The organism is Actinosynnema sp. NPDC049800, assembly GCF_040656635.1.
In the GTDB taxonomy this organism is placed as follows: Bacteria; Actinomycetota; Actinomycetes; order Mycobacteriales; family Pseudonocardiaceae; genus Actinosynnema.
This window is the reverse complement of sequence record NZ_JBFAMT010000006.1, coordinates 99,376-125,377: the sequence shown is the minus strand read 5'-3', so window position 1 is coordinate 125,377 and position 26,002 is coordinate 99,376. Positions and strand designations below refer to the sequence as shown.

The 26,002-nt window shown below is 71.5% G+C and carries 18 protein-coding genes; 10 read left to right on the top strand and 8 right to left on the bottom strand.

Annotation, left to right across the window (positions count from 1 at the left end):
* The first annotated feature begins 29 nt into the window (after positions 1-29).
* A complete protein-coding gene (gene fxsT, locus AB0I91_RS10560; RefSeq protein WP_499636446.1) occupies positions 30-3,911 on the top strand; it encodes an FxSxx-COOH system tetratricopeptide repeat protein in 3,882 nt (1,293 codons plus the stop codon).
* Here the strand turns inward: fxsT and AB0I91_RS10555 are convergent.
* The 3 genes from AB0I91_RS10555 to AB0I91_RS10545 all read right to left on the bottom strand — a co-directional run bounded on the left by AB0I91_RS10555 (position 3,908) and on the right by AB0I91_RS10545 (position 6,970).
* Positions 3,908-5,749, bottom strand: coding sequence for an HEXXH motif domain-containing protein (locus AB0I91_RS10555; RefSeq protein WP_499636444.1), 1,842 nt, complete (start codon positions 5,747-5,749; stop codon positions 3,908-3,910). The genes fxsT and AB0I91_RS10555 overlap by 4 nt on opposite strands.
* A gap of 18 nt (positions 5,750-5,767) precedes the next feature.
* Positions 5,768-5,956 (bottom strand): hypothetical protein, encoded by a 189-nt coding sequence (locus AB0I91_RS10550; RefSeq protein WP_498772981.1) that lies wholly within the window; start codon positions 5,954-5,956, stop codon positions 5,768-5,770.
* A 117-nt stretch (positions 5,957-6,073) separates the two neighbouring features.
* Positions 6,074-6,970: an effector-associated domain 2-containing protein gene (locus AB0I91_RS10545; RefSeq protein ID WP_498772983.1), complete on the bottom strand. Its 897-nt coding sequence runs from the start codon at positions 6,968-6,970 to the stop codon at positions 6,074-6,076.
* A gap of 114 nt (positions 6,971-7,084) precedes the next feature.
* Between AB0I91_RS10545 and AB0I91_RS10540 the strand changes: the two genes are divergently transcribed.
* Positions 7,085-8,350 (top strand): hemolysin family protein, encoded by a 1,266-nt coding sequence (locus AB0I91_RS10540; RefSeq protein WP_498773454.1) that lies wholly within the window; start codon positions 7,085-7,087, stop codon positions 8,348-8,350.
* Positions 8,351-9,438: 1,088 nt separating this feature from the next.
* Positions 9,439-10,839 carry a glycosyltransferase family 4 protein gene (locus tag AB0I91_RS10535; RefSeq protein WP_499636441.1) on the top strand — a complete coding sequence of 467 codons (1,401 nt, stop codon included), beginning with the start codon at positions 9,439-9,441 and terminating at the stop codon, positions 10,837-10,839.
* On the opposite strand, the gene AB0I91_RS10530 is transcribed toward AB0I91_RS10535, so the two are convergent.
* The gene (locus tag AB0I91_RS10530; protein WP_499636439.1) at positions 10,836-12,923 is read right to left on the bottom strand and encodes an ATP-binding protein; all 2,088 of its coding nucleotides are present in this window, start codon (positions 12,921-12,923) and stop codon (positions 10,836-10,838) included. The genes AB0I91_RS10535 and AB0I91_RS10530 overlap by 4 nt on opposite strands.
* Positions 12,924-13,012: 89 nt before the next feature.
* Positions 13,013-14,428, bottom strand: coding sequence for an aminopeptidase P family protein (locus AB0I91_RS10525; protein ID WP_498772987.1), 1,416 nt, complete (start codon positions 14,426-14,428; stop codon positions 13,013-13,015).
* A 184-nt stretch (positions 14,429-14,612) separates the two neighbouring features.
* Between AB0I91_RS10525 and AB0I91_RS10520 the strand changes: the two genes are divergently transcribed.
* Positions 14,613-17,114, top strand: coding sequence for a hypothetical protein (locus AB0I91_RS10520; protein WP_498772988.1), 2,502 nt, complete (start codon positions 14,613-14,615; stop codon positions 17,112-17,114).
* A 3-nt stretch (positions 17,115-17,117) separates the two neighbouring features.
* Here AB0I91_RS10520 and AB0I91_RS10515 read toward each other — a convergent pair whose 3' ends face one another.
* Positions 17,118-17,894 carry an SDR family NAD(P)-dependent oxidoreductase gene (locus AB0I91_RS10515; protein ID WP_498772990.1) on the bottom strand — a complete coding sequence of 259 codons (777 nt, stop codon included), beginning with the start codon at positions 17,892-17,894 and terminating at the stop codon, positions 17,118-17,120.
* Positions 17,895-18,015: 121 nt separating this feature from the next.
* On the opposite strand from AB0I91_RS10515, the gene AB0I91_RS10510 reads away from it, so the two are divergent.
* The 5 genes from AB0I91_RS10510 (at position 18,016) to AB0I91_RS10490 (ending at position 23,389) form a co-directional block, all read left to right on the top strand.
* Positions 18,016-18,585 carry a TetR/AcrR family transcriptional regulator gene (locus AB0I91_RS10510; RefSeq protein WP_499618353.1) on the top strand — a complete coding sequence of 190 codons (570 nt, stop codon included), beginning with the start codon at positions 18,016-18,018 and terminating at the stop codon, positions 18,583-18,585.
* A gap of 80 nt (positions 18,586-18,665) precedes the next feature.
* Positions 18,666-19,112, top strand: coding sequence for a GNAT family N-acetyltransferase (locus tag AB0I91_RS10505; RefSeq protein ID WP_498773456.1), 447 nt, complete (start codon positions 18,666-18,668; stop codon positions 19,110-19,112).
* A gap of 46 nt (positions 19,113-19,158) precedes the next feature.
* On the top strand, positions 19,159-19,542 hold the full coding sequence (locus AB0I91_RS10500; protein ID WP_499636436.1) for a hypothetical protein: 384 nt from the start codon (positions 19,159-19,161) through the stop codon (positions 19,540-19,542).
* Entirely contained in the window at positions 19,535-19,960 is a 426-nt protein-coding gene (locus AB0I91_RS10495; RefSeq protein ID WP_499636434.1) for a hypothetical protein, read from the top strand. Before AB0I91_RS10500 ends, AB0I91_RS10495 begins: the two co-directional genes overlap by 8 nt.
* Positions 19,961-20,299: 339 nt before the next feature.
* Positions 20,300-23,389 (top strand): efflux RND transporter permease subunit, encoded by a 3,090-nt coding sequence (locus AB0I91_RS10490; protein ID WP_499618351.1) that lies wholly within the window; start codon positions 20,300-20,302, stop codon positions 23,387-23,389.
* A gap of 78 nt (positions 23,390-23,467) precedes the next feature.
* On the opposite strand, the gene AB0I91_RS10485 is transcribed toward AB0I91_RS10490, so the two are convergent.
* Entirely contained in the window at positions 23,468-24,457 is a 990-nt protein-coding gene (locus AB0I91_RS10485) for a methyltransferase (RefSeq protein ID WP_498773000.1), read from the bottom strand.
* Positions 24,458-24,688: 231 nt separating this feature from the next.
* On the opposite strand from AB0I91_RS10485, the gene AB0I91_RS10480 reads away from it, so the two are divergent.
* Positions 24,689-25,300: a hypothetical protein gene (locus AB0I91_RS10480; protein WP_499636432.1), complete on the top strand. Its 612-nt coding sequence runs from the start codon at positions 24,689-24,691 to the stop codon at positions 25,298-25,300.
* On the opposite strand, the gene AB0I91_RS10475 is transcribed toward AB0I91_RS10480, so the two are convergent.
* Entirely contained in the window at positions 25,284-25,901 is a 618-nt protein-coding gene (locus tag AB0I91_RS10475) for a TetR/AcrR family transcriptional regulator (protein WP_499617896.1), read from the bottom strand. The genes AB0I91_RS10480 and AB0I91_RS10475 overlap by 17 nt on opposite strands.
* Positions 25,902-26,002: the final 101 nt, after the last annotated feature.

Here is a 26,002-nt window from a genome sequence, read left to right as displayed (position 1 = left end):
TGTCGTGCCCGCACCGGAGGGATGTGACGGTGCGCGTCGACTCTGAGGACGTTGCCGCGGGTGTGACCGCGGGTCCGGACGCCCACGAGTGGACGGCGGACGGGCTGCGGGAGGTGCTCGCGCCGCTCGACGGCCAGTCCCGCGACCTCGTGGTCGCCGTCGACGACGGTCCGGCGATGTCGATCTGGGCGTCGACGGTCGAGTCCTTCACCCGTGCGCTCGCCGACTCCGGTGTCTTCGGCGAGGTCGCCGTGTGCGCCCTCGGCATCGACGACAGCGGTCGGGCCGTGCTGCGCGGGTCCGACGGGGGGAGCCCGCCGGACCTGGCCGGTTCCGGGCGGCGTCTGCTGCTGGCCCTCACCGACGCCGTCGACCCGGCCTGGCGGTGGGGTGGTGCGTGGGTGTCGCTGCGCGAGCTGGGCGCCGCGCACTCGGTCGCGGTGGTCAGCCCGCTGCCGTGGTGGACGGCCTGCCGCACCGGCCTGGACCTGCATCGACTGCGCCTCAAGGCGTCCGAGCCGGGCGCGCCGAACCACTTCCACGAGTGGGAGCCGCAGGTCGACGTGCCCGGGTTGTACGACGACCTCGGCGACGTCGCCCCCGTCCCGTTCGTCGAGCTGGCCCCGGCGGGCCTGCGCGAGTGGGCCGACCTCGCCGCGGCGGTCGGGTGGGCGAACCTGGGCGCGGCCCTGGTGCCCGCTCCGCCCGACCCGGCGGCCGGGGCGGCACGGCCCCAACCGGGTGACACGAGCTTCAGCGTCGAGGAACTCGTCGCGGCGTACCGCACGACCGCGTCGAAGGTGGTGTTCGACCTGGCCGTCCACTGGGCCGTCGCACCGCTGGAGGTGCCGCTCCTGCTCCGCATCCTCGAACTGCTGCACCCGGAAGCCGGACCTGCGGCCCTGTCGGAATTCCTCGGCGGCCCACTGGTGGCGATCGCGCCCCCCGGGTACGACAACGGCGGAAATCGAGTGACGTTCAGGTTCGTGCGGGAGGGTATTCGGGAGGAACTTCTTGCGCATGGTCGTCGGATCGACACCGAGCGCGTGCGCAAGGTGGTCCGGCATTACCTGGACGAACACCGACCGGTGGTGGCGGGGTTCGAATGGCCGCTGGACGAGGAGCCGGTATCGGCCGCTTCGCCCAATGTCACGTCGCCTCACGTGGCGGAAGCGGAGCGAGCGGTGTTGAGGGCCTGGTCGGGGGTTCATCTGCGCTATTCCACGCCGGAAGGGGACCCCGGAGTAGAGCTGCCGTCGGCAGTCGGCAATGATGAGGTCGGCGCGAGTATACACGCCGATGAACGGGACCGAACACGTGTTCGCGAGGGCACGGTCGATGTCGAGCGAAATGCGGGAGGATTAGAGGTGACTGCCGTCGAGCAGGAAGAAAGGAGAAGGACTCTCGCATCGCCCGTCTTCGGCGGAGTACCGCCGAGGAACGTCAACTTCACCGGGCGGGCGGACCTCCTCCAGGAGCTCGAACGGCGTCTGGTCCGGGGCGGGACCGCGGCCGTGCTGCCCGAAACGCTCCACGGCATGGGCGGTGTCGGCAAGTCGCACCTGGCCATCGAGTACGCCTACCGCAACCGCGCGAACTTCGACCTGATCTGGTGGGTGCCCGCCGAGCGGTCGGTCAAGATCGTCAACTCGCTGGTGGAACTGGGGCAGCGCCTGGACCTCGTCGTCGGTTCCGAGGCCAACGTGGCGGTCCAGCAGGTGCTCGACGCGCTGCGCAGCGGCAACCACCACAAGATCCCGACCAACTGGCTGCTCATCTTCGACAACGCCGACAGCCCGGACGCCGTGCAGCAGTACCTGCCCACCGGCGGCACCGGGCGGATCCTGGTCACCTCGCGCAACTCGCAGTGGCTCAGCGTCGCCCGCCCGCTGGAGGTCAACGTCTTCCAGCGCGCCGAGAGCGTGCAGCTGCTGCGGCGGCGGGACCCGGAACTCGGCGAGGAGGACGCCGACCGCCTGGCCCAGGCGTTGGGCGACCTGCCGCTGGCGATCGCGCAGGCGGCGGCGTGGCGGGTGGAGACCGGCATGCCCGCCGCGGAGTACCTCGAACTGCTCGCCGAGAAGCAGTTGGAGCTGCTCAACGTCACCACCACCCTCGACTACCCCGAGTCGGTGGCCGCGATGTGGGACCTGTCGCTCAGCGAGCTCAAGCGCAAGAACCCCTCGGCGCTGCGGTTGCTCCAGGTGTGCGCCTTCCTGGCGCCGGAACCGATCAACCGCAAGATGTTCACCTACAGCCGCAACATCACCGACGTGCCGGCCGAGCTGTCCAAGGTCCTGCGCGACAGCCTGCGGCTCAACGAGGCCATCCGCGACATCAACCGCTTCGCGCTGGTGCGCGTCGACCACCGCACCAACTCCATCGAGCTGCACCGCCTGGTCCAGTCCGTGCTGATCAGCCAGATGAGCGAGGACGAACGCGTGACCATGCGTCACGCCGCCCACCAGATGCTGAGCGAGAACGACCCGGAGGGGCCGGCCGAGCCGGAAAACTGGCCGACCTACGTGGACCTGAGCGCGCACCTGGCCGCGTCCAACGCCTACGAGAGCGATGCCGAGCCCGTTCGAACGCTGCTGTACAACCAGGTCCAGTTCCTCTACCGGTGGGGCGAGCACAAGCGCAGCGCCGAACTGTCCGAGCAGATCTACAAGAACTGGGTGGACCGGCTGGGGGAGGATCACCCCGAGACCTTGAGGATGGGCCGCTGGTACGGCTTCATGCTGTGGGTGCAGGGCCGGTACGCCGAGGCGACCCCGCTGAACAGGGACCTGTTGGAGCGGCACCGCCGCACCTTCGGCGAGGAGCACGAGGAAACGATCCTGGCGATCAGCCAGGTCGCGGCGGACAAGCGCGCGGAGGGTGATTTCGTCGGCGGGCTGGAGCTGTCGAAGCGCAACTACGACATCTGCGTCCGGTACCTCGGGGACGAGGACCCGACGACGCTGGCCGTCGCGCACAGCCTCGGCGTGAACCTCCGCCTCGTCGGTGACTTCGCCGCCGCGCTCGACCTCGACGCGGACACCTGGAACCGCAGGGTCCAGATCTACGGTCAGGACCACGACACGTCACTGCTGACGCAGGTGGGCCTGACCATCGACAAGCGGGAACTCGGCAACTACCGGGAGGCGTCCGCCGAGCACGAGGAGATCGTGCGCACGTACGAACGGCGCAGCACGGGGCGACCGCTCAACCCCGCCTGGCTCCGCGCCGTGCGCCACCTCGCCGTGATGCGCCGCAAGGCGGGCGACCACGTCGGCGCGATGGAAGCCGCGGAGACGGCGTTCGACGGGTTGCGGTTGAGGTACAACCTCGACCACGCCGACACGCTCGCCGCCGCGTTGGCCCGGTCCATCGAGCTGAGGCACCTGGGCCGGCTGGAACAGGCCAAGCAGCTCGGTCGCGACACGTTCAGCAGGTACGAGCGAACGCTCGGACCCAATCACCCGCACACCCTCTCCGCGGCCGTCAACGTGGCGATCCTGCACAGGTTGATGGGCGACGCCGAGAGCGCGCGTGAGCTGGATCAGGCGACACTGGGCGGCTTCCGCGCACGTCTGGGCGATGACCACCCCTCCACGCTGGTCACCCGGATCAACCTCGCCAGTGACCTGCAGGAGTCGGGCGACGCGCAGGGCGCCCACGCCATCGACGACGAGGTGCTGCGCCGCGCGACGGAGATCCTGGGCTCCGACCACCCGACAACGCTGGCGTGCCAGGCGAACCTCGCGCACGACCTGCGTGCGCTCGGGCGCGCCGACGAAGCGGAAGAGGTGCACCGACGAGCGGTGGGCCTGCTGCGGGAACGGCTCGGGCAGTATCACCCGGCGGTGTCGGAGCTGAGCGATCCTCGCGTCCGCGCGAACTGCGACATCGACCCGATGCCCCTCTAACCGTCCGCTCCTCCCAGCCACGCGGCGAGGCGCTGCACGTCGGGCGCCTCGCCGGTCGCGGCGATCTCGTTCCGCACAGCGCGGACGAGGTGCGGGCGTTCGAGCAGGGCTCGTGCCGCCGGGCCGGGTGACAACTCCCGCACCGCGACCCCGAAGCCGGACCAGGCGCCCGGCCGGCGCGAGCCCGCGGCGAGTTCCGCCGCGTACAGCGCGTGGGCCCGGTGGTAGTCGCCCGCCACCAAGGCGAAATCCGCCTCGACCAGGTCCGTGGCGATCTTGTGGACGTCGCCGGAGGCGTCCGACGCCATCGCGTCGAACTCCGCTCGATCGGACAGCAGGACGCGCGTGAGGATCACCTTGGCGTCCAACCTGGGCGGAGCGTCGTCGGCGGCCACGACCGGTCTCGACCCCGAGGTCGGCGCTGCCTCGCCGGCGTGCCAGCGCTCGGCGCACTCCAGCACGTGCGACCGCGCCGGGTGGAGGTGGGTGGCGCGCCAGGCCGCGCGGTGGTCCTCGGCGGCCCTCTCGGCGGCCGCGAGCACGTCGGCGGGCACGGGGGCATCCGACAGCGCCGCCAGTCGTTCCGCCAGGCGGGCCGCGAACCTCCGCCCGGGCTCGGTGAGCGACGGGTGGCGCCGTAGCGCGTCGAGTGCTTCACCCACTTGGGTGCGGAAGTAAGCGAACTCGAAGTGCGCCAGGGCCGCGTCCGCTCCGCTCAGGCGCCGACGTTGGGACTCCCAGAACTCGACGACCGCGAGGAAGGCGTTCACGCCTTGGTACAGCCCGGCGACCGGGCGGGCGTCGTCGCGCCACGGCGCGTAGCAGGTGGCTGCCGGGTTGACGGTGGTCAGGGGCACGAGGTGGCTGATCGCGTTCAGCTTGCTGTGCTGGTACTCGTGCACCATCGTCACGGCCAGCTGCTCGGCGTCGTGCGGTTCGGAGATGATCGCGGCGCCGTAGCCGTCGCCGACCGACCCGCTGTGCGGCCGGAAGCGGTAGGCCGCCGGGCGGGGTGTGATCACCGACAGCCCGGTGGACAGTTCCCGCGCGCGGTGCGGGTGGTCGCGCTCCAAGATCGCCCACGCCTCGGCGAAGAGCGCGTTCCACCGGGCCGCCGCGGATTCCGACAATGGGTCCGGTCGCTCCGGGATCGCCAATCCCCGGTACGGTCCGGTGTCGTCCAGGTGGATGCGCGGCGCGGTGGCGGCGACTTCGCCCTCAAGAATGCGGATCGGCTGCCATTCCACCGGGTGAGCGGTGCCGGCTCCGGTTTTAACGGTTAACCCCGATGCCTCCGAGACCAAGGTGCCGTGACCCCATCCGGTCGTCTCCGGCACTCGGGCGACGCCCCAGCCGGGAAGCACCGCGATGCCATCCCGCAAGGGAATAGCCATCGTGAAGCGCAATTCTGCGGACAACCCGGCCGCGGCGGCCAACAAGTGCAGTTGGCCGACGTGGAACCACACCGGAGCGGTGTCGGAGGCCTTGTTCCGGAGCCGGCGCAGCAGGTGCGCGGACCAGACCCCGACCTGGGGGCGCGACAGCAGGTCCGCCACCGCCTCCGGGCGGGCGCGCTCGGCGGCGACCAGCAGGTCCCACGCCTCGTCCACCGGGGGCAACGGGTTGCCCGGAACGGGGTGGTCGCGCGCGTGGTGCAGCACCAACCGCAGGGCGAGCAGACGTCTGGTCCGCTCGACCCGGTGCAGCAGCGCGATGGCGCCGGCGTCGGGGCGTGCGGACGCCAAGGCGTCCAACTGGGCCAGGGACATCCCGTGGTTGGGCAGCGATATCCCGTGCGTGGAGTTCGAGCCTGCCACCTCGTGGTCGCCCCTCGTCATGGGTGCGGAGTCCGCCGGTCAGGAGTCGTGCCCGCCCACACTGATGATGGCGTGGTCGACCTGTCTGAGGAAACGGTCGGTCGACGTCGTCAGGATCCCGTCGTCGAATGCGTCCAGCGCGTCGAGAGGAACGTTCGTCAAGTCGACCAGACCGGAGTCGATCCGAATTGCCGATTCATCCACTAGCTGGCCTCCCGAGTTGGCCATCAGGTAGCGGTGCCCCTGCGCGGTGGGGTTCGCCTTACGACGGCATGACTCAGTGTAATGTCAAGGAAACAGAGCGGAAGAGGTGCGTATGGCGGTATTCGGCTCCGCAGGGGGCAACTAAACGCCACTGACCCGTTCGGCCAACAGGGTGTCCAGTTCGGCCATTTCGGTGGAACCGGCGGCGTAGAAGCGGATGGCGGCCAGCAGCGCGTCGAGGCCGCCGGGGTAGTGCGCGCACGTGCGGACGATGCTGACCGTGTCCGGGCGGTCGGCGTTGTGCCGGGTGATGGAGCCGGCGAAGGGCAGTTCGCGCAGCACGAGGTCGCGTCCCTCGCGGGTGTCGAAGCCGGGGGTGCGCAGCATGACCTCGATGACCGGGCCCAGTTCGGCCAGGGTCAGGCTCCGCGTGCGGGCGGCGGGGCGTGAGGTCTCGATCGGGTGACCGTCGACCAGGCGGACCCAGACGCGGGCGTCCACCTCCTTCACCTTGGCCTGCGCCGCCGAGTAGTCGTCGGGCCTGGTGGCCGCGTCGTTGCGGACCACGGAGCGGTAGAACAGGTCGGAGACGACGAGCACCAGGGTTGCGGTCGAGGCTTTGAGGGACTGCTTGGCGGCCGGCGCGTCGAGGATCCGGTAGGTGAAGATCATCTCTTCGCTCGTCTTGCCGTGCTCGTCGAAGTGCACCTCACCGGCGTGCACGGCCATCCTCATCCGCAACCGCGCTTCGTGCGCGTGGGTGTGGTTGTGCCGGCGCAGGGCCGCGACGACGCGCTCCGGCAGCCGTTCGACCAGCACGGACTTGGGCACGTCGGCGGGCACCAGCACCATCAGGCTGTCGCCCGCGTCGTCCACCGCCTTGTCGTTCCAGGGCAGGTCGCAGTCGGCGAACGCGCTCATCAGCACCTGGTACATGCCGTCGCGCACGGCGGTCCGGTGGGGTGACGTCCGCGTCGGATCGCCGTAGGACTCCACGTCCACGACGACGAACGAGTGGTGCACCGCGGCAGACACCATGTGACCTCCCCACTGCTTGTTGTAGTCCAGAGGAGGGGTGGGGCGGCAGCGCCGCCACTCGAAATGACCAACCCTCCGGTTGCGGGACGGCCCGGTTCGGGTATGGACTCGGGTGTGGACGGGTACGGGTGGACGGTCGCGCTGGTCGCCGTGTTGGTGTTGCTGAACGCGCTGTTCGCGGGCAGTGAGATGGCGTTGATCAGCCTGCGCGAGGGCCAGTTGCGGGCGTTGGAGCGTGACGAGCGGGCGTCCGCGAAGACGCTCGTGCGGCTCGCGCGCGACCCCAACCGGTTCCTGGCCACCATCCAGATCGGCATCACGTTGGCCGGGTTCCTGGCCTCGGCGACGGCGGCGGTGTCGTTGGCCGAGCCGCTGGTGCCGGCCCTGTCGTTCCTCGGCAACGCGGCGAACGCGGTGGCGATCGCGCTGGTCACGGTGGTGCTGACGTTCCTGACCCTGGTGTTCGGCGAGCTCGCGCCCAAGCGGCTGGCGATGCAGTACGCGCTGCGCTGGGCGTTGCTGGTGGCACGGCCGCTGCACGTGCTGTCGGCCGCCTCACGGCCCGCGGTGTGGGCGTTGAGCGCGTCGACGAACCTGGTGGTCCGGCTGTTCGGCGGCAAACCGGAACCCGAGTCCGAGCAGCTGTCGTCCGAGGAGCTGCGCGAGCTGGTCTCCGCCCAACGGGGCCTCAACGCCGAGCAGCGCATGATCATCACCGGCGCCCTGGAGATCAGCGAGCGCCGGCTGCGCGAGGTCCTGGTGCCGCGCCGGTCGGTGGTCACGTTGGCGGCGGAAACGGACGTGCCGTCCGCCCGCGCCGAGCTGGCCGCCTCGGGCCACTCGCGGGCGCCCGTCGCGCGCGGCGGGCACCTGGACGACGTCGTGGGCGTCGTGCACCTGCGGGACCTTCTGGACGACGACGCCAAGCTGGTCGACGTGGCCCGCTCACCGATGGTGTTCCCCGACTCGGTGCGGGTGTCCGACGCGCTGCGCCGGTTCAAGGCCGAGCGCGAGCAGCTCGGCCTGGTCGTGGACGAGCACGGCGCGGTCGACGGCATCATCACGCTCGAGGACCTGCTGGAGGAGATCGTCGGCGAGATCCTGGACGAGACCGACCGCGACGTGATGGCTGTCCGCAGCGGCGCGGACGGCTCGCTCGTCCTGCCCGGCACGTTCCCGATCCACGACCTGATCGACCTGGGCGTCGAGCTGGCCGACCCGCCCGAGGGCGACTACGCCACCGTCGCGGGCCTGGTGCTGGTGGTGCTCGGCCGCATCCCCGAGGCCCCCGGCGACCGGATCACGATCCCCGGCTGGTCCATCGAGGTGCTGAAGGTCGAGCACCACGCCATCACGTCCGTGCGCCTGCGGAAGCGCTGACTACCGTCGCGCCGCGGCTTCCGGGTCGGGAAGCGATCGTCGGATGGGATCGGGCAAACTGCCCTCCATCCTTTCCGGTGAAACCGTGATCGATAGGTTTCGACCGAGTGGTCCATCGGGCTACCGGAATGGTCGACCCACTCCACGATCGGTTCGGTCGATGTGAATTCTGTGTGTTGATCGACTCCGGGTCCGGCGTCGGGTGGGCGTGCGCCGTTACCTCGGGCGAGGTCGGCAGGGGTCCTCGGGTTCATCAGTCCGCCGGTTCGGGAACAGGTGCGATCCCGTGCTCATTGGAATGTCACCTTGCGTGACCGAAGTGGATCAGGCGGTGCGAGGAGCCTGGTCAGGCTTTACCTGCGCAATTCCAAGCAGGGGGCACCCCCTGATCGGACTCCGGTCGGGTGTGCTGAATGATGAGGTGAGGGGAGCAATGTGGACTCGTGAGCCTGCCCGAACACGTGTTCAAAGCAAGGCTTGTGTCGAGCAATGCAGGAGGAGCGGAGGTGACTACCGTTGAACGCGAGGAAAGAGCAGTTTGTCTCGCATTGCGCCTCTTCGGTGGCCTACCGCCTCACGGTGTTGACTTCAGCGGGCAGACCGGGCCGGACCGCGGCTGCGCCGCCGGAACCACTGCACGGCACGGGCGGGGTGGGCAAGTCGCGCCTTGCGACCGGATCCGCTGGTCGCAGGCGTGCGGACGCCGACTTGATCTGGTGGGGTCCAGCGGAGCGGCAGATCGGGATCGTCGGATTTCGGGCCCTGCTGGTCCCCGGCGGCGCAGACAGGTCCATCGCTGGAGGTCCCCCCGGGCACTTGAGGGCGAGGATGTCGGGAACCGCGGTGGAGTCTCCCGTCCGCTGGGACTTCGACGAAATACCTTCGCCACCTCGTGGCGCTACGTCACCGGCCGCGCGTTCCCCGCGGCGCAGGACCTTCTCATCTCGGGCAGCGGTGTTCCCGCGTTTCCTGAGCTGTTCAGCCACCCGCCGCAGTTCGTCGACGCGGCGATTCGACCACCGTCGGCACACGTCCGCTACCGAGCCGATACGGCCTGGGCGGATACACGAGTTCAGCAGGAGTACCAGGTGACCACGACCCGAACCCAGTGGCGGACATCGGTGGCCGGACCTCGGTCGCATCAAGGGGAGAGCCTCGTTCCCCCCGGAATCCCACTGGCCGGCGAGCGGTTGCCCGGTACCGCCCATCGCGCGCACCAACCCGATGGCCGCCTCCTGGATGTCCCGTCCGAGCGGGCGGACCGTGCCGGTTCGCTCAGAGCAGGATCGAGGCTGGCCGTTCTTGCGCTGTGTGACGAGTGGTTCCCGAGCAAGGGTGGAATCAGTTCATTCAATCGCTATCTGAATTGCGCGCTCGTGGTCGCCGGACATCGGGTGCTGTGCCTGGTGCCTTCCGCGTCGCTGGCCGAAGTGAAAGATGCCGAGGCGAACGGGGTGGAATTGATCGTCGCCAGACCGGCGCGGGGCGTCACCGACTCGGAGGCGTTGATGCGCAGGCCCGAGCTGCCGGCCGGTGTCCTGCCTGACGTCGTCATCGGCCACGGTAGGATCACCGGTCCCGCCGCGCGCGTGCTGGTGGAGAGTTGCTACCCGGATGCGAAGAGACTGCACTTCGTGCACATGCACCCCGATCAAACGGTGTGGGGGAGGCTCGACCGGACGGACGACGCCGCGTTGACCAGTGAGGAACGCACGAGAGAGGAGCGTGATCTGTGCGCACGCGCGGCTCGCGTGATCGCGGTCGGTCCGAAGCTGCACGATTACGCGCTCAGCAAGTTGACCTACGGGGACGACGTCCCGAACGCGGTCCAGATCATTCCGGGGTTCAACGATGTCGACGCACGGCCGGTGAGCCGGGCCGGGACTGCGATCGTCGCAGTCGTGGGGCGCGTGGCCGACGCCCACAACAAGGGCGTCGACCTGGCGGCCAAGGCGATCGGACGTGCGATCCGTCGGCTCAACGTCTCCGAGCACGAGCTGGACTTCCTGGTCCGAGGCGTGCCGGCGGGGGAGGGCGGACCCCTGCGCAAACTGATCCTCCAGTGGTCTGGCGTACCGGGTCTCACCGTTTCTCTGCGCAACTACGCGTCCGATCCCGAGGATGTCGTCGAAGACCTGAAGACGATGAGCCTGCTGTTGATGCCCTCCCGTGAAGAGGGATTCGGGCTCGTCGCGTGGGAGGCCCTACGCCTCGGGATACCGGTACGGGTCAGCGACCGCAGCGGAGTCGGCAAGCTCCTGCGGGTTGCGCTGCCGGAGGACTTGGCGAAGAACGTCGTGCTGTCCGTGTCGAAGGACGACGCCCGCGATGTCGAACTGTGGTCGAGCCACCTCAACGCGGTGATGATGAACCGCAAGGCCGCGTTCGACACCGCTTGGACGGTGCGGAACCTCCTGGCGGAGCGTTACACCTGGGCCGATGCGGTCAAGGTCGTGGAGACGGCGATCCAGCCGGGTGATCCGGCTTAGGGTGCTTCGACATCGTGCAGGCAGCCGCGTATCTCCTCGACCTCCTGGGCACCCAGGTATTCCATGAGCGCCAGGGAACGCTGCCAGGCTGCGATCGCGTCGTCGTTCCGACCGGCGGCTCGGTGGGCGTACCCGATCTGGTGGAGGACGAGGGCGGCGTAGTAGTCGTCGTTCAGGACGAGGTCCAGTGCCAACGACTCCTCGTAGTGCGCGATCGCGTCGTCCCACCGGCCGAGCTGGCTGTGGACCGATCCGGCGACGCGCAGCGCGTCGGCGGCCCCTTCGGCGTTGTCGATGTCCCGGTAGAGCGCGAGAGCGTTGGTGCAGTAGGTGAGCGCTTGGTCGAGGGCACCCGCCTGGAACGCGCAGCGTGCGGCCGAGTTCAGTGCGGTGGCCCGCAGATTGGTGCTACCGGCGGCTTCGGCGAGGACCAGGGCCTGGTGCGCGTCGGTGTGCGCGTCGGCATGATTGCCGCGCCGCCGGTGGAACTCGGCCCGGCTCAGCAGCGCGTCGGACTCCTCGGCTCGCTCCTCCAAGTGGTGGAAGAGGACGACAGCGAGTTCGACGAAGTCCTCCGCCTCGGACTCCCTGCCGTGGCGGAGGAGGGTCTTGCCCAGCACTCGGCAGATCTTGGCCTCCGCGTACCGGTCACCGACCCTGCGGGCGGCGGCGAGGGCCTGCAGCTGGGTCCGCAGCCGGTCGTGGACGTGGCTGAAACGTCGCAGGTAGGTGACCATCGCCCAGGTCAGTTGCCACGCGTGCCGATCCAAACCCATGTGCACCGCGTGCGCCACCGCGCCCACGACGAGTTGGTGCTCGGCGACGAACCAATCGACCGCTTGGTGGTACTCCGCCACCTCGACGACGCTGACCCCGGGACGGGGTGGCGGCACGGTGACGCGCAGCCGATGAGGGCTGAGCACCGCGTCAGCCGCTACGGCGGTGTGCAGGTACGACTCGACCATCCGGGTCACCGCCGCGGTGTGCTCATCCCCGGGTTCCTCGGTGAGTTGTTCGGCGGCGTACTCCCGCAACAGGTCGTGGAAGCGGAAGCGGCTCGGGGCGTGCTCCTCCAGCAGGTTCGCCCGCACCAGGTGGGTGAGCACGGAGCGGGCTCGGGGAAGCGGCAACCCGAGCAGGGACGCGGCGGCGGGCAGTGAGATGTCGGCGCCCGTGGTGGCCCCGAGCAGGCGGAACGCCCTTTGTGCCGGGTCGGGCAGCGCTTCGTAGGACCAGGAGAAGACCGAGCGCACGGTGGTGTGGGGATCGCCGGTGTCGAGCGCGTCCAGTCGCTGCGCCGCCGAACGCAACTCTTCCACCAGCACGCTGAGCGGGAACGAACGCTGCTGCGCCGCGCGTCCCGCCACGACGGCCAAGGCGAGCGGCAGTCCCGCGCACCTCGACGCCAGTTCGGCCACCGCCTCGTCGTCGACCTGCGTGGCGTCGAGGCGATCGGCGATGAGTCGGCGCGCGTCGACCTCATCGAGCACGCCCAGGGCGATCCGCACGACGCCCTCGCGCACCGCCAGACCGGTCAACTCGGTGCGGCTGGTGATCACCACCACGCATTCGGCCCCTCCGGGCAGGAGCGCGCGGACCTGGTCGGCGTCACGGGCGTTGTCCAGCACGACCAGCACCCTCCGGTCGGCCACCACGGTGCGGTACAGGTTCACCTGCGCGGCGTCATCCGGAGGGATGCGCTCCGGCGGTACTCCGAAGCCGTCGAGGAACCCTCGCACCGCCTCCGCGGTCGACAACGGCGGGTGTGCCGGGTCGAACCCCCTCAAGTCGACGTACAACTGGCCGTCGGGGAAGCGGTCGGCGACCGACCGCGCCCAGTGCAGGCACGTCGCGGTCTTGCCGACCCCCGCGGTACCGCTGATCACGGTGATCCGGCTGTGCGACCCCAACCTGGCGTGCAACGCCTCCAGCTCGGACGACCGGCCGACGAGGTGGGACGCGCTGGAGGGCAGTTGCCGGGGCACCATGAGCGCGGGGGCGTGCAGGTGCACGCCCCCGTGGATCGTGTGCGCCTGCACCACCGATCCGTGCACGGATCCCGAGACGACGTTGCCTTCCACCACGAATCGATGATGGCCGCAGGGGGGTCTGACCTTCGACCACCACTGGGGTGAGGGACGACGACGTCGGCTCGGGTGTCGTGTCCGGCTGACTACCGGCCCGCCGCCGCCACCCACGCCTCCAGACCTGCCACGTCGTGGGGCAGCGCGGAGGACAGCACCCGGTTGCCCGCCTCGGTCACCACGACGTTCTCCTCCAGCCGCACGCCGATGCCGCGCAGCTCCGGCGGCACGGTCTCGTCGTTCGGGTGGAAGTACAGGCCGGGCTCGACGGCCAGCGCCATGCCGACCTCCAGCGTGCCCTCGTGGTAGGCGGTGGAGCTGGAGTTGGCGCAGTCGTGCACGTCCAGCCCCAGGAAGTGGCCGACGCCGCACGTGATGTAGCGGCGGTGGTGCTGGCCGTCCGGGTCGAGCGACTCCTCGACCGACACGGGCAGCAGGCCCCAGTCGTGCAGGCCCTCGGCGAGCACCCGCATGGCCTCCTGGTGGAAGTCCCGGTACGCCGCACCCGGCCGCACGACCGCCAGCGCCGCCACCGACGCGCGTTCGATCAGCTCGTGCACCTGCCGCTGCGCCGGGCTGTAGGAGCCCGACACCGGCAACGTCCGGGTGATGTCGGCGGTGTAGAGGGTGTCCAGCTCGACGCCCGCGTCCAGCAGCAGCACGGCGTCCTCGGGCACGGGACCGTCGTTGCGCACCCAGTGCAGCACCGGCGCGTGCGGCCCGGCGGCCACGATCGAGGCGTAACCCGGGCCGTTGCCCGCGGTGCGGGCGCGCCGGTCGAACGTGCCCTGCAACCACCGCTCGCCACCGCCCTTGACGGCCGCTCCCAGCTCGGCGGCGACGTCGGCGAAACCGAGGATCGTGGCGTCCACGGCGGCCTGGAGCTGGCCGACCTCCCAGTCGTCCTTGATCCGGCGCAGCTCGGCCAGCACGGTGCGCAGCCCGGCGGTGTAATCGGCGCCCGCCAGCGCGTCCAGCAGCGGGTCGACGCCTGCCGTCGCGTGCACGGCGGGCAGCCTGCCGCGCAGCGCCGACGGCAGCTCGTGCAGCGGGCGGCAGCGCACGCCGAGTGCCTCGCCCCACTCGGCCAGGCCGGGCACCGGGCCGATCCACAGCTCGCCGTCGCGCGCGTTGGCGAAGAAGTCCGGCTCGTCCGGGCCGGCCGGCGGGCGCAGGAACAGCTCCGCGTCGTGACCGCCGGCGACCGGGTGCATCACCAGCACCGCGCCTTCTGCGGCGCAGCCCGTCAACCAGGAGAAATCGCTGTCGGGCCGGAAGCCGTAGTCGGTGTCGTTGGACCGCACCGGCGACCAGCCGGCGGCCACCGCGATGCGCGCGCCGGGCAGTGCGGCGCTGAGCCGGTCGCGGTGCGCGGCGGCGGCCTCGGCGGCGCCGGGCGCGACCCGGGCGGCGCGGTCGGCCGGGCCCCAGCCGTGCTGGACGAACTCGCGGAACCCGGAGGCGTCGACGAGCTTGCTCGGGTCGCGGCGGGCGGGTTTGGTCACCGTGGGCAGCCTTTCGGGTCGGGGCCGTGAGCACGCCCGATCGCGATCGGCGACCGGACGTCACCCAGGATGCTCTCACCAGCCCGTGGATCGCCCAACCGGGTGTCTCCCGCACTGAAACGGCCTACCCCGCGTGGGCGATCCGGTAGGCAACAGCCCAGGGCTACCTACGGCAGGTGATCTCATGCGTCCCGAGGACGTCGTCGAACTGCGGGTGCACGGCGTGTCCGGCACCCCGCCGGAAGCGATGCTCGGCGACCCGTTCCCGACCCCGGTCGCCGGTGACGACGTCGCGCGGTTCCTGCGGGCGGCCAAGCCCGCGCGGGCGCTGTCCAGCGGGCGGACGCGGACGGTGGAGGCGTTCCACTGGGGCCGGTTCACCTCGGGCGGCGCGAGCCGGGCGCTGTGGCTGGTGCTGATCCCGTTCGCGATCCTCAACCTGGCCCGGTACACGCTGCTCGGCGCGGGCCGGTTCGCCGAGGCGGTGCTGCGGCTGCTCGGCCTCGTGCTGACGGGCATGCTCGTCGCGGCGACCGCGTACGTGTCGCTGGAGCTGCTGGTGCGGCAGTGCGCGGGCACGGCGGCGTGCCGGTCGGCGCACCTGGCGTTCTTCGACGGCTGGCCGTTCGGGGCGATGCTGCTGGTCGGCATGGTCCCGCCCGGGCTGGTGATCACCGTGCTGTGGTGGTTCGGCCGGCAGACGTTCCTGTACGAGCCGAAGGGCACGCACCACGTGTGGGAGACCCGCACGGGCAGCCTGGGCGACTACGCGTTCTGGCACACGTCGCCGCGCACGCCGGTGCTGCGTGACGCGCACGTGGCGGCGGCGTGCGTGGTGGTGGGGGTGCTGTACGCGGGCGCGTTGCGGACCCCGCAGCCGGACCGGCCGTCGGACGCGCTGTCGTGGACGGTGGTCGGGTTGGGCGTGGCGGTGCTGGCGTGGGCCCTCGGGTGCGTGGTGATGTCGCCGGACCGGCGGCAGGTGAACTCGCGGGCGCTCAAGTGGGCGTCGGCGGCGTACCTGCTGCTCGCGGCGGGCTTGGCGACGGCGTTCCTGTGGCGGGCGCCGACGGGCGCGTCCGGGTCGGTGACGCCGCTGGCCGGCTTCGAGGCGGTCACGAACATCCTGGCCGCGTCGGCGATGCTGCTGCTGGTCGTGCTGCTCGGGGCGTGCGTGCGCCTGCGGCACTCCGCGCGCGGTGTCGAGCTGATGGTGGCGGACAAGCGGTTCCGGCCGATGTGGCACGGGTACGCGGCCGTGGTGATCGCGGCGGTCGCCACCACGCTGGCGGTCGGGTTCAGCGGCGGGCTGGCCTACCGGGTGGTGGACTGGGTCGGCGACCCGGTGCCGGAGGCGGGGCGTCAAGGGCTGGTGCTGAGCACGAGCTACCTGGTCGGCGCGGGGCTCTGGGGCGTGCTGGCGATCGCGTTCCCGCTGCTGGTGGCACCGATCGTGGCGGCGATGGTGCGGCAGGTGTCGAGCGCGCTGGTGTTCGCGGCGGGTTCGGTGACCGCGGCGGTGGCGGTGGTGCTGCGGTGGACGCCGATGCCCGGCTGGGCGTTCTGGGTCGCCGCGGTGGCCGCCGGTCTGCTGTACGCGGTCGGCGCGGTGTCCTGGATGCGCCACGCGAGCGGTGCGGCGGTCCGCGAGGGCATTGTGACCGACTACCCGGGGCGCCCGGACCGGCCGGGCATCGGCAAGGTGGCGTTCAACCAGCGCCTGGCCTCGGCGAAGTACCGCTACCACTGGCTGCTCGGCGCGGTCGCGTTGCTGGGCGGCGTGCTGGTGGCGGCGGGTGGCGGGCTCGCGCTGGCCCGGCTCGCGCACCCGGACTGGCGGGCCGCCCCGCCGCCGGGCCTGGCCGACTGGCTGTCGACCCTCCCGGCGCAGGAGCTGGGCGCGTTGGGCAGCCTGGTGGTGTCCGGGCTCGTGCTGGTCTTGTTGTTGTTGGGCGTGCGGACGTGGCAGAGCCCGCGGATGCGCACGGCGGTCGGGATCGTGTGGGACCTGGTGGCGTTCTGGCCGAGGTTGGCGCACCCGATCTGCCCGCCGCCCTACGGCGGTCGCGCCACCATCGAGCTGACCTCCCGGGCGGTCCGGTTGGCCGGGCACCACGACGTGGGCGCGGTCGTGCTGTCGGGGCACAGCCAGGGCAGCGTGGTGTGCTTCGCCGCGTTGTCGTTGCTGCGCCGGGAGAGCGAGCGGCCCGACCCGGCCGACGGCGAGCGGTACATCAGGCAGGCGGACGCGGTCGCCGCGCTGCGCCGGGTCGGCCTGGTGACGTACGGCTCGCAGTTGCAGTGGGCGTACTCGCGGCTGTTCCCGCACTACCTGGGCCACGCCGAGCTCGTCCGCCTGCACGACGAGCTCGGCGACCGCTGGTGGAACGTGCACCGGCTCACCGACCCGTTGGGCGGGCCGGTGCAGGTGTGGCCGGAGACGGCCGAGGAGCAGGTGTTCGCCGGCCCGAAGCTGTGGGGCGTGCGCTGCGGCAACGACGTGCGGCTGCGCGACCCGGAGTTCCTCGACCCCGACCCGGACATGGTCGCCTCGCCGTTGCGCGGGCACAGCGACTACTACGACGACCCGGTGTTCGACGAGGTGGTGGCCAGGGTGGCGGCGGCCGTCGCGCCGCCGCGCACCACCGTCGTGATCGGCGACCTGTCCCTGTCGGGCGGGTCCTGACCCTCAGCCCTGGAGCACGGACCGCGTGACGCGTTCGGCGATCGCGGCCACCATCGTGCGCGGGCGACGCGGGACGAGGTGGGCGTTGAGCGCGTTGCCCAAGCCCGGCGTGACGTAGGCCCGGCCGCGGTCCAGGGCGTCCAGGGCCGCCCGCACGACGGCCTCGGCGCTCATCATCCGGCCGCCGATCGCGGCGCGCGGGGTGACGCGGTCGAAGAAGCTGGTCTCGGTCGGGCCGGGGCACAGGGCGAGCACCTTGATGCCCCGGTCCCGGTACTCCCGGCGCAGCGCGAGGCTGAAGTTCAGCACGAACCCCTTGCCCGCGCTGTAGGTGGCGAAGTACGGCGAGGGCTGGAACCCGGCCGTCGAACCGACGTTGACCACGGCGCCGGAGCCCGCTTCGAGCATCCCGGGCACGAGCGCCCGGGTCAGGCCGACCAGCGCGACCACGTTGACCATCAACTGCTCCTGGTCGTGGCCGTCGGGGATCTCCTCGAACCGGCCGGCGGTGCCGAAGCCCGCGTTGTTGACCAGCGTGTGGACGGGGCCGGGCAGCCGTGCGACGACCGAGTCGACCGCGTCCGGCGCGGACAGGTCCTGCGGGACCACGTGGACCTTCGCGCCGTGCTCGTGGCGGAGCCGGTCGGCGACGGCGTCCAGGCGGTCGGCGGAGCGGGCGACGAGGACGAGGTCGTGGCCGCGGGCGGCGAGCCGGTCGGCGAACTCGACGCCCAGCCCGGCGGACGCGCCGGTGACGAGGGCGGTGGGGCGGTGGGTCATGTCATCTCCATCGGCTCGGTTATGTGAGACATCTTAGGCACAGCTATCGCCCAAACTGCAACAGTGATGTTCCAGTTAACGCGGTAGCTGTACCATCGGTGGTGCACGGAAGGAGACAGACTTGGGAGCGACGCGGCCCTTGCGCGCCGACGCCGAACGCAGCGTGCGGACGATCCTGGAAGCCGCCGAGCGGCTGCTGTCGGTGAACCCCGGCGCGTCCATGGAGCAGATCGCCGAGGCCGCGGGCGTCGCGCGCACCACCGTGCACCGGCGGTTCGCCAACCGGCAGGCGTTGGTGGAGGCGATGACGGCCGACGTCGTGCGGCAGCTGGACGAGGTGATGGACGCCGGCCGGCCGGAGACCTCGCCGCCGCTGGTCGCGCTGCACGAGATCACCGCGAACGTGCTGCGGGTCAAGATCGGGTGGCCGTTCGCGATGGGCGTCGTCTTCACCGCCGCCGACTCGCCCGCCGCCGAGGGCAAGCGCCGGGTGGACGACCGCTGCCTGGTGCTGCTGCGCCGGGCGCGGGACGAGGGGCTGCTCGACGCCTCCGCCGACCTCGACTGGACGCGCCGGGTGTTCTACGCGTTGATCGGCGAGGCGGTGCACGGGCCGGACAGCGGCCTCGAACCCGACGCGCTGGCGCAGCGGGTGGTCGACACCCTCCTGCACGGCGCCGGGCCGCCTTAGCCCGGGCCGCCGGGTGCGCGGGCCGCTGATCCCCTTCTGTGATGAGGTGGAGTCGCCGATGACCGGGGAGGACCGTGCCAGTGATCATCCGTCGCGCCACCGCCGAGGACGTCCCCGCCATCGTGGCCATGCTCGCCGACGACGAGTTGGGCGCGCGGCGCGAGTCGCCGGAGGACCTGGCGCCCTACCTGCGGGCGTTCGAGGCGATCGACGCGGCCGGGCACGAGGTGCTGGCGGTCGCGGAACGCGGCGGTGAGGTCGTGGGCACGTTGCAGCTCACGGTGTTGCGCGGCCTGTCGCGGCGGGGCGCGGCACGGGCGCAGGTCGAGGCCGTGCGGGTGGCGTCCTCGATGCGCGGGCAAGGGCTGGGGGAGGAGTTGATGCGCTGGGCGATCGACGAGGCCAGGGCCCGCGGTTGCGTCATCGTCCAGTTCACGTCGGACAAGACCCGCGTGGACGCGCACCGCTTCTACCGCCGCCTCGGCTTCGTCCAGTCCCACGAGGGCTTCAAGCTGCCGCTGTCGTGACGCCGGGTAGGTTGCCGCGGTAAGTCCGCTCGACCGGGAAGTGCTGATGATCCAAGTCCTCGCGACCGCGTTGACGGTCGTGGCGCTCGTCGCGGCCGCGTGGTCGCTGGTGCTGGTCGTCGGCGACCGGCCCATCACGCTCGCCACCAAGCCCACCCTCGGCCTCGCCGCGGTCGTCGTGCTGCTCGAAGCCGGGCTGCTCGTGCAGGCGGTGGCCGCGACGGTCGCCGTGCTGGGCTCCGACCGGGCCGGCCTGGACGCGCCCACGTTCTTCGGCTACCTGGTCGCGGCGGTCGCCGTGCTGCCGGTCGGCGCGTTCTGGGCCCTGGGCGACCGGTCGCGGTGGGGCGCCGGGGTGTTGGCGGTGGCGTGCCTGAGCGTGCCGGTGATGATCCTGCGGCTCAACCAGCTCTGGGCGACCCATGGGTGAGCGGCGCGACGAGCTGGAGGAGACCACCCGGTCCGGGCCCGGTCGGATGCTCATCGCGGTGTACGGGATCTTCGCGGTCGCCGCCACCGCGCGCTCCGCGGTGCAGCTCGCCACCCGGTTCGAGCAGGCGCCGCTGGCGTACGTGCTGTCGGCGTTCGCGGCGGTCGTGTACGTCGTGGCCACCGCCGCGCTGGCCGGTGTCGTGTCGCGGCGGGTCGCCTACCTCGCGTGCGGCGTCGAGCTGGCCGGGGTGCTCGTGGTCGGCGCGGCGAGCCTGGTGTTCGCCGACGCGTTCCCGGACGCCACGGTGTGGTCGGACTTCGGCGGCGGCTACGGGTTCGTCCCGCTCGTGCTGCCCGTGCTCGGTCTGCTCTGGTTGCGCCACACCGGACTGCGGTATTCCGAACAGGCGCGTTGAACGAACCGGCCGCCCATCTCGTAAAGCATGCAGTCGCCGGGCCTACAACCGGCGGCCGGTCCGTGGCGGCGGCCGAGACCAAGGGCGTCCGGCAGGGCACGCCGTCGTGGGTGCAGGAGGCCGGGGGCACGCGTCCCCGGCCTCCGTGACAAAGATCACCACGTCCGCGCGATCCGGTGGCGGATGCCGTTCGCGCAGGTCAGAGCCCGTTCGACGGGCGTGCGGTCAACCCATGTCTGAGCCCGTTCTCAGGTGGCGTGTGCCAGCGTTCGCACATCCGCCCGCGGTACCCCGTGCAGTCGCCTGCCGGCCGGTCCGCTCACCAAGGAGATTCCCACGATGTCCGTGCTGGCTCGACTGAGCCTGGCCAACCGAAGTCTCGTCGGGCTGCTCAGCCTGCTCGTGATCGGTTTCGGCGCGTTCACGCTGCCCTCGATCAAGCAGCAGCTCTTCCCGTCCATCGAGTTGCCCGCCGCGGTGGTCATCGCGCCCTTCCCGGGCGCGTCGCCGGACCTGGTGGACAGCCAGGTGGCCGAGCCGATCCAGTCGGCCGTGCGCGGTGTCGACGGTGTCGAGCAGGTGTTCACCCGCTCCGCCGAGAGCTCCGCGACGGTCCAGGTGATGTTCACCTACGGCACCGACATCGACGCCGCCGTGGCCCAGATGCAGCAGGCGGTGAACCGGCTCCAGCCGCGCCTGCCGCAGGGCGTGGAGCCGACCGTCGCGCAGGGCAGCACCGACGACATCCCGGTGATCGCGCTCGCCGCGACCTCCGGCGACGACGACATCGCCGCCGCGGCCCGGCTGCGCGCCGAGGTCGTGCCCGGCCTGGAGGCCATCCCCGGTGTGCGGGAGGCCAGCGTCAGCGGTGAGCGCGACCGCCAGGTCAGCGTCACCGTCGACTACGCCCGCCTCGGCGCGGCCCGGGTGGACCCGCAGGCGCTGACCGCCGCCCTGACCACGGCCGGCGCGGTCATGCCCGCGGGCACCGTGCCGGACGCGGACAAGACGCTGACCGTGCAGGTCGGCAGCCCGGTCGGCACCGTCGACGACCTGCGCAACCTGCTGCTCGCCTCGCCCGCGGGCCCGGTGAAGCTCGGCGACGTGGCCAAGGTCGAGTCCGCGCCGGCGGCGGCGACCGTGCTCACCCGCACCAACGGCGAGGCGACGCTGGGCGTCAGCGTCACCATGGCCGCCGACGGCAACGCGGTCGAGATCTCCCGGCAGGTCCGCGACAAGCTCGGCGAGTGGGGCGAGGCGGCGGGCTCCACCCTCACCGTCGCGTTCGACCAGGGCCCGCAGGTCGAGAAGGCGATCAGCGGCCTGACCACCGAGGGCCTGCTCGGCTTGCTGTTCGCGGTGGTCGTGATCCTGCTGTTCCTGCTGTCGGTGCGGTCCACGCTGGTGACGGCGGTGTCGATCCCGCTGTCGGTGGTGGTCGCGCTGATCGCGCTCTACACCGGCGACCTGTCGTTGAACCTGCTCACCCTCGGCGCGCTCACCATCGCGGTCGGCCGGGTGGTGGACGACTCGATCGTGGTGCTGGAGAACATCAAGCGGCACCTCGGGTACGGCGAGGAGAAGCAACGGGCCGTGCTGGACGGCGTGCGCGAGGTGGCGGGCGCGGTGACCGCGTCCACGTTGACCACGGTCGCGGTGTTCCTGCCGATCGCGTTCGTCGGCGGCATCGCGGGCGAGCTGTTCGGGCCGTTCTCCATCACGGTCACGGTGGCGCTACTGGCCTCGCTGTTGGTGTCGCTGACGATCGTGCCGGTGCTGGCGTACTGGTTCCTCAAGCGCCCGGCCGTGCCGACCGACCCGGACGAGGCGGCGAAGGCGCGCGAAGCGGCGCTGGAGAAGGAGAAGCGCAGCCCGTTGCAGCGCGCATACGTGCCCGTGCTCAAGTTCGCGACCACGCGCCGTTGGGTGACGTTGCTGATCGCCGCGCTCATCTTCGGCGGCACGCTCGGCCTGGCCGGCTCGCTGGAGACCAACTTCATCGACAACGCGGGCGGCACCGCGTTGCAGGGCACCCAGAAGCTGCCGCCGGGCAGCAGCCTCACCGCCCGGGACGACGCGGCGCGCAAGCTCGAAGGCGTGCTGGCGGAGACCGAGGAGGTGGAGACCTACCAGGTCACCGTCGGCACGGACAACAGCCTGGCCGCGTTCGGCTTCGGCGGTGACGGCGACACCAGCGTGCGCGCCACCGTCCGCGAGGGCACGGACCTGGAGGCGTTGCAGGACCGGCTGACCGAGCGGTTGGCGAACACGCCCGGCGCGGGCGAGGTGGCGTTCGGCGCGGCGGCGTCCGGCTTCGGCTCGGACACCATCGACGTGCTGGTCACCGCGCCCGACGCGGCCACGCTGCGCGACGCCGCCGACCGCGTGCGGCAGGTCGTGTCCGGCACGCCCGGCGTCGGCGAGGTCACCGACGACCTGTCGGTGAGCGCGCCGCGCGTGCAGGTGACGGTGAACCAGGCCGCCGCGGCGGCGCGCGGGCTCACCGGCCAGACCATCGGCCAGTTCGCCGCGCAGGCGCTGCGCGGCGTGCCGGTGGCGCAGCTGCCGATCGACGGCCGGTCGCAGCAGGTCCTGCTGCGCACGGGCACGACGCCGACCGACGTGGCCGCGCTGCGCGCGTTGCCGCTGCCGGGTGGCGTCACGCTCGGCCAGGTCGCCGACGTGGCCGTGGTGGACGGTCCGGTTCAGGTGCGGCGCACCGACGGCGCGCGCAGCGCCACCGTGTCGGCGAAGGCCACCGGGTCCGACCTGGGCGCGGTGACGGCCGACCTGACGTCGCGGCTGGACGCGCTGGACCTGCCCGCGGGCGCCGCGCACAGCATCGGCGGCGTCAGCGCCGACCAGGCCGAGACGTTCGCCGACCTGGGCCTGGCCATGCTCGCGGCCATCGCGATCGTGTTCCTGATCATGGTGGCGACGTTCCGCAGCCTGGTGCAGCCGCTGATCCTGCTGGTGTCCATCCCGTTCGCCGCGACCGGCGCGATCGGCCTGCTGCTGCTCACCGGGACCCCGCTCGGCCTGCCCGCGTTGATCGGCATGCTGATGCTCGTCGGGATCGTGGTGACCAACGCGATCGTGCTGATCGACCTGGTCAACCAGTACCGGCGGGACGGCATGCCGGTGCGGGAGGCCGTGGTCGAGGGCGGCAGGCGGCGGCTGCGACCGATTCTGATGACCGCCGCGGCCACGATCTTCGCGCTGCTGCCGATGGCGCTGGGCATCACCGGCGAGGGCGCGTTCATCGGCAAGCCGCTGGCGATCGTGGTGATCGGCGGCCTGATCAGCTCGACGCTGCTGACCCTGGTGCTGGTGCCCACGCTGTACTCGATGGTGGAGGGCCGCAAGGAACGCCGCCGGGCGCGCAAGGCCGAGCGGACCGTCGAGGCCCGGGAGCCGGTCGGCGTCTGAGCCCGGGGGGTCGGACGCCCCGCCGCCCGTGGGTGGGCGGCGGGGCGTTCGGTGACTCCGACGAGGCCGTTCGGCCCGTCAGCGGGCGACGGCTTCCACGATCGAGGCGACGAAGCCGGTGTCGATGACCCTCGTCACCTCCAGGTCGGCCTTGGCCAGCAGCGCCCTGAACTCCTCCTCGGTCCGCTCGCGGCCGGGCAGCAGGGACATGACGACGATGTCGTACAGCTTGCCCGTGTGCGGGGCGTTCTTCGGCGGGATCACCGCGTCCAGCACCAGCACCCGGCCACCGGGGGACATGGCCTTGCGGCAGTTGCGGAGGATGCGCACGCACTGCTCGTCGTTCCAGTCGTGGATGATGTGCTTGAGCAGGTACACGTCCGCGGGCGGGCACTCCTCGAAGAAGTCGCCCGCGACCAGCTCCCAGCGGCTGTCGTCGCCCAGCTCGCCCAGCCGGTGGTCGGACACGACGTGCTCGCCGAGGTCGAGCAGGATGCCGCGCAGGCTGGGATCCTGCCGCAGGACGTCCAGCAGCAACCCGCCGTACCCGCCGCCGACGTCGACGACCGTGGCGCCCGGCGGGAACCGGTAGTTGCGCATGATGGACGGGTTCTCGGAGTCGGATTTCGCCTGCATCCCGGAGTAGAAGACCTCCGGGGAGGCCACGTCCCGGAAGTACTCGAAGAACGACGTGCCGAAAACGTGGTCGAAGCTGGGACTCCCGCTGCGCAGGCTCTCGACCAGTTCGCCGTGCGAGGCCCAGAACGCCTTGTCCGTGAACGTCACGACGGCCGCCCGCAGCGACCCCTCCGCGTCCGTGCGCAGCAGGTGCGCTTCCGGGGTCAGCTCGAACCGGCCGTGGTCGTCCTCGCGGAACACACCACGCATGGCCAGCAACCGGAGCACGCGGAACAGGTGGTCCGCCTTGGTCCCGGTGTCCGCCGCCAGCTCGGCCGGCGTCTTCGGACCGTCGACCAGGTGGTCGGCCACGCCGGCGATGGCGGCCGCACGCAGCGCCGCGGAGTAGACGTAGCCCAACATCTCGTCGAACAGGCGAATACCGGCCAATTCCCTGTCGGAAGGATTTGTCGCACCGCTGTTGTGCACGAATTCACTCCAGTCGCCGCCGATCGGATTTCCACGGCCATCCTCGACCGGTGCGGCGACCGGCTGCACCTTCTGTCGTGCGGTACCACCGGCCCCCGACCCACCGCTCGCCCCGTGCGACTGGATCCGGTCGGCGTCCGTCGGGACGGGAAACCGCTTCGTCCCGCCGGCCGCGGGTCCCACAATGGCCGGGTGATCACGATGACCCCGGTGGTGGAGCGACCGGTCGGTGACTGCCCGTTCTGGTCGGTCGAGCCGGGGGAGTACCACGTGGAGGTTCCGCGCTCGCCCACGCCGAGCCGCGTCGCCGTCCTGGCGTGGGCGCTGGTCGCGCACGGCGTCGACGACGTCGACCTGCACGCCGACGTGTCGGACGCGGTCGGGGCCGTCGACGCCTTCCTGGCCGCCGAGGACGAGCGGCACGTGCCCGGCGGTCTGCGGATCGTGGCGGGCGACGTCGTGGCCGACCCGGGGTGCTGCTTCGGGCTGGACGAGTGGCGCACCTGGCTGGAGGTCCTCGACGGCGAGGCGATCTGGCTCGGCCACAGCCCCGACACCGTGGTGCAGCACCGGGGCGAGGTGGTCCGGATCTGGCCGAACGAGGACCTGGCGAACCCCCGGTTCACCGGTCCGCACGTCGACATCGCCCGTGACGCCCTGCTCGGGCACCTCCGGGAGGTCCGGGCGGACCTGGTCGGGTTCCTCGACGCGCTGGGCACGTGGGCGCGCTCCACCGTGCCCGACCGGGCCGACCGGTTCGTCGCGGCCGTGGACCGGCGGTTGGGGATCAGCCCGCCCCTCTGACCGGTCGGCGTGCCCCGAAGCGGAGGCCGTCGACGAGCAGCGCGACCATCCGCTCCGTGTGGCCGTCGTCCTCCCGGGCGGGCAGGGTCAGGTTGGCGGTGGCGCGCAGCAGGTCGTAGGGGTCGACGTCGGCGCGGACCTCGCCGGCCTCCGCGGCGCGGTCGAGCAGGCCGCGCAGGACCGGCACGAAGCGCTGCTGGAAGTAGGCGGGCAGGGCGGCGTAGGCCGGGTCGCCGGAGTGCAGGGCGGCGCTGAGCCCGTGCTTCGTGCCGATGAAGCCCGTGAAGCGCCGCAACCACCTGATCAGCGCTTCGAGCGGTTCGTGCTGGGCGGCGAGGACGGGGGCGGCGTCGGCGCAGGCGTCCACCTCGTGGCGGAACACCGCGGCGATGAGGTCCGAGCGTTGCGGGAAGTGGCGGTACAGCGTGCCCGCGCCCACCCCGGCCTTGGCGGTGATCTGGCGCACGGGCGCGTCCACGCCCGAGGTGGCGAAGACCTCCGCGGCGGCGCTGAGCAGCGCGTCGGTGTTGCGCTGCGCGTCCGCCCGCACGCGCTTGCCCGGCCGCTCCTCGGTCTCGCCCGCGTCGACTTGCTCGCTCACGGCACCCCTCCTTGCTAAGCGGAACATCGTTCCGTATTGTCGAAGTCGAACGTTGTTCCGTTTGTGTCGAGCGTAGCGCTGCGCCGGGCACCCGCCAATGC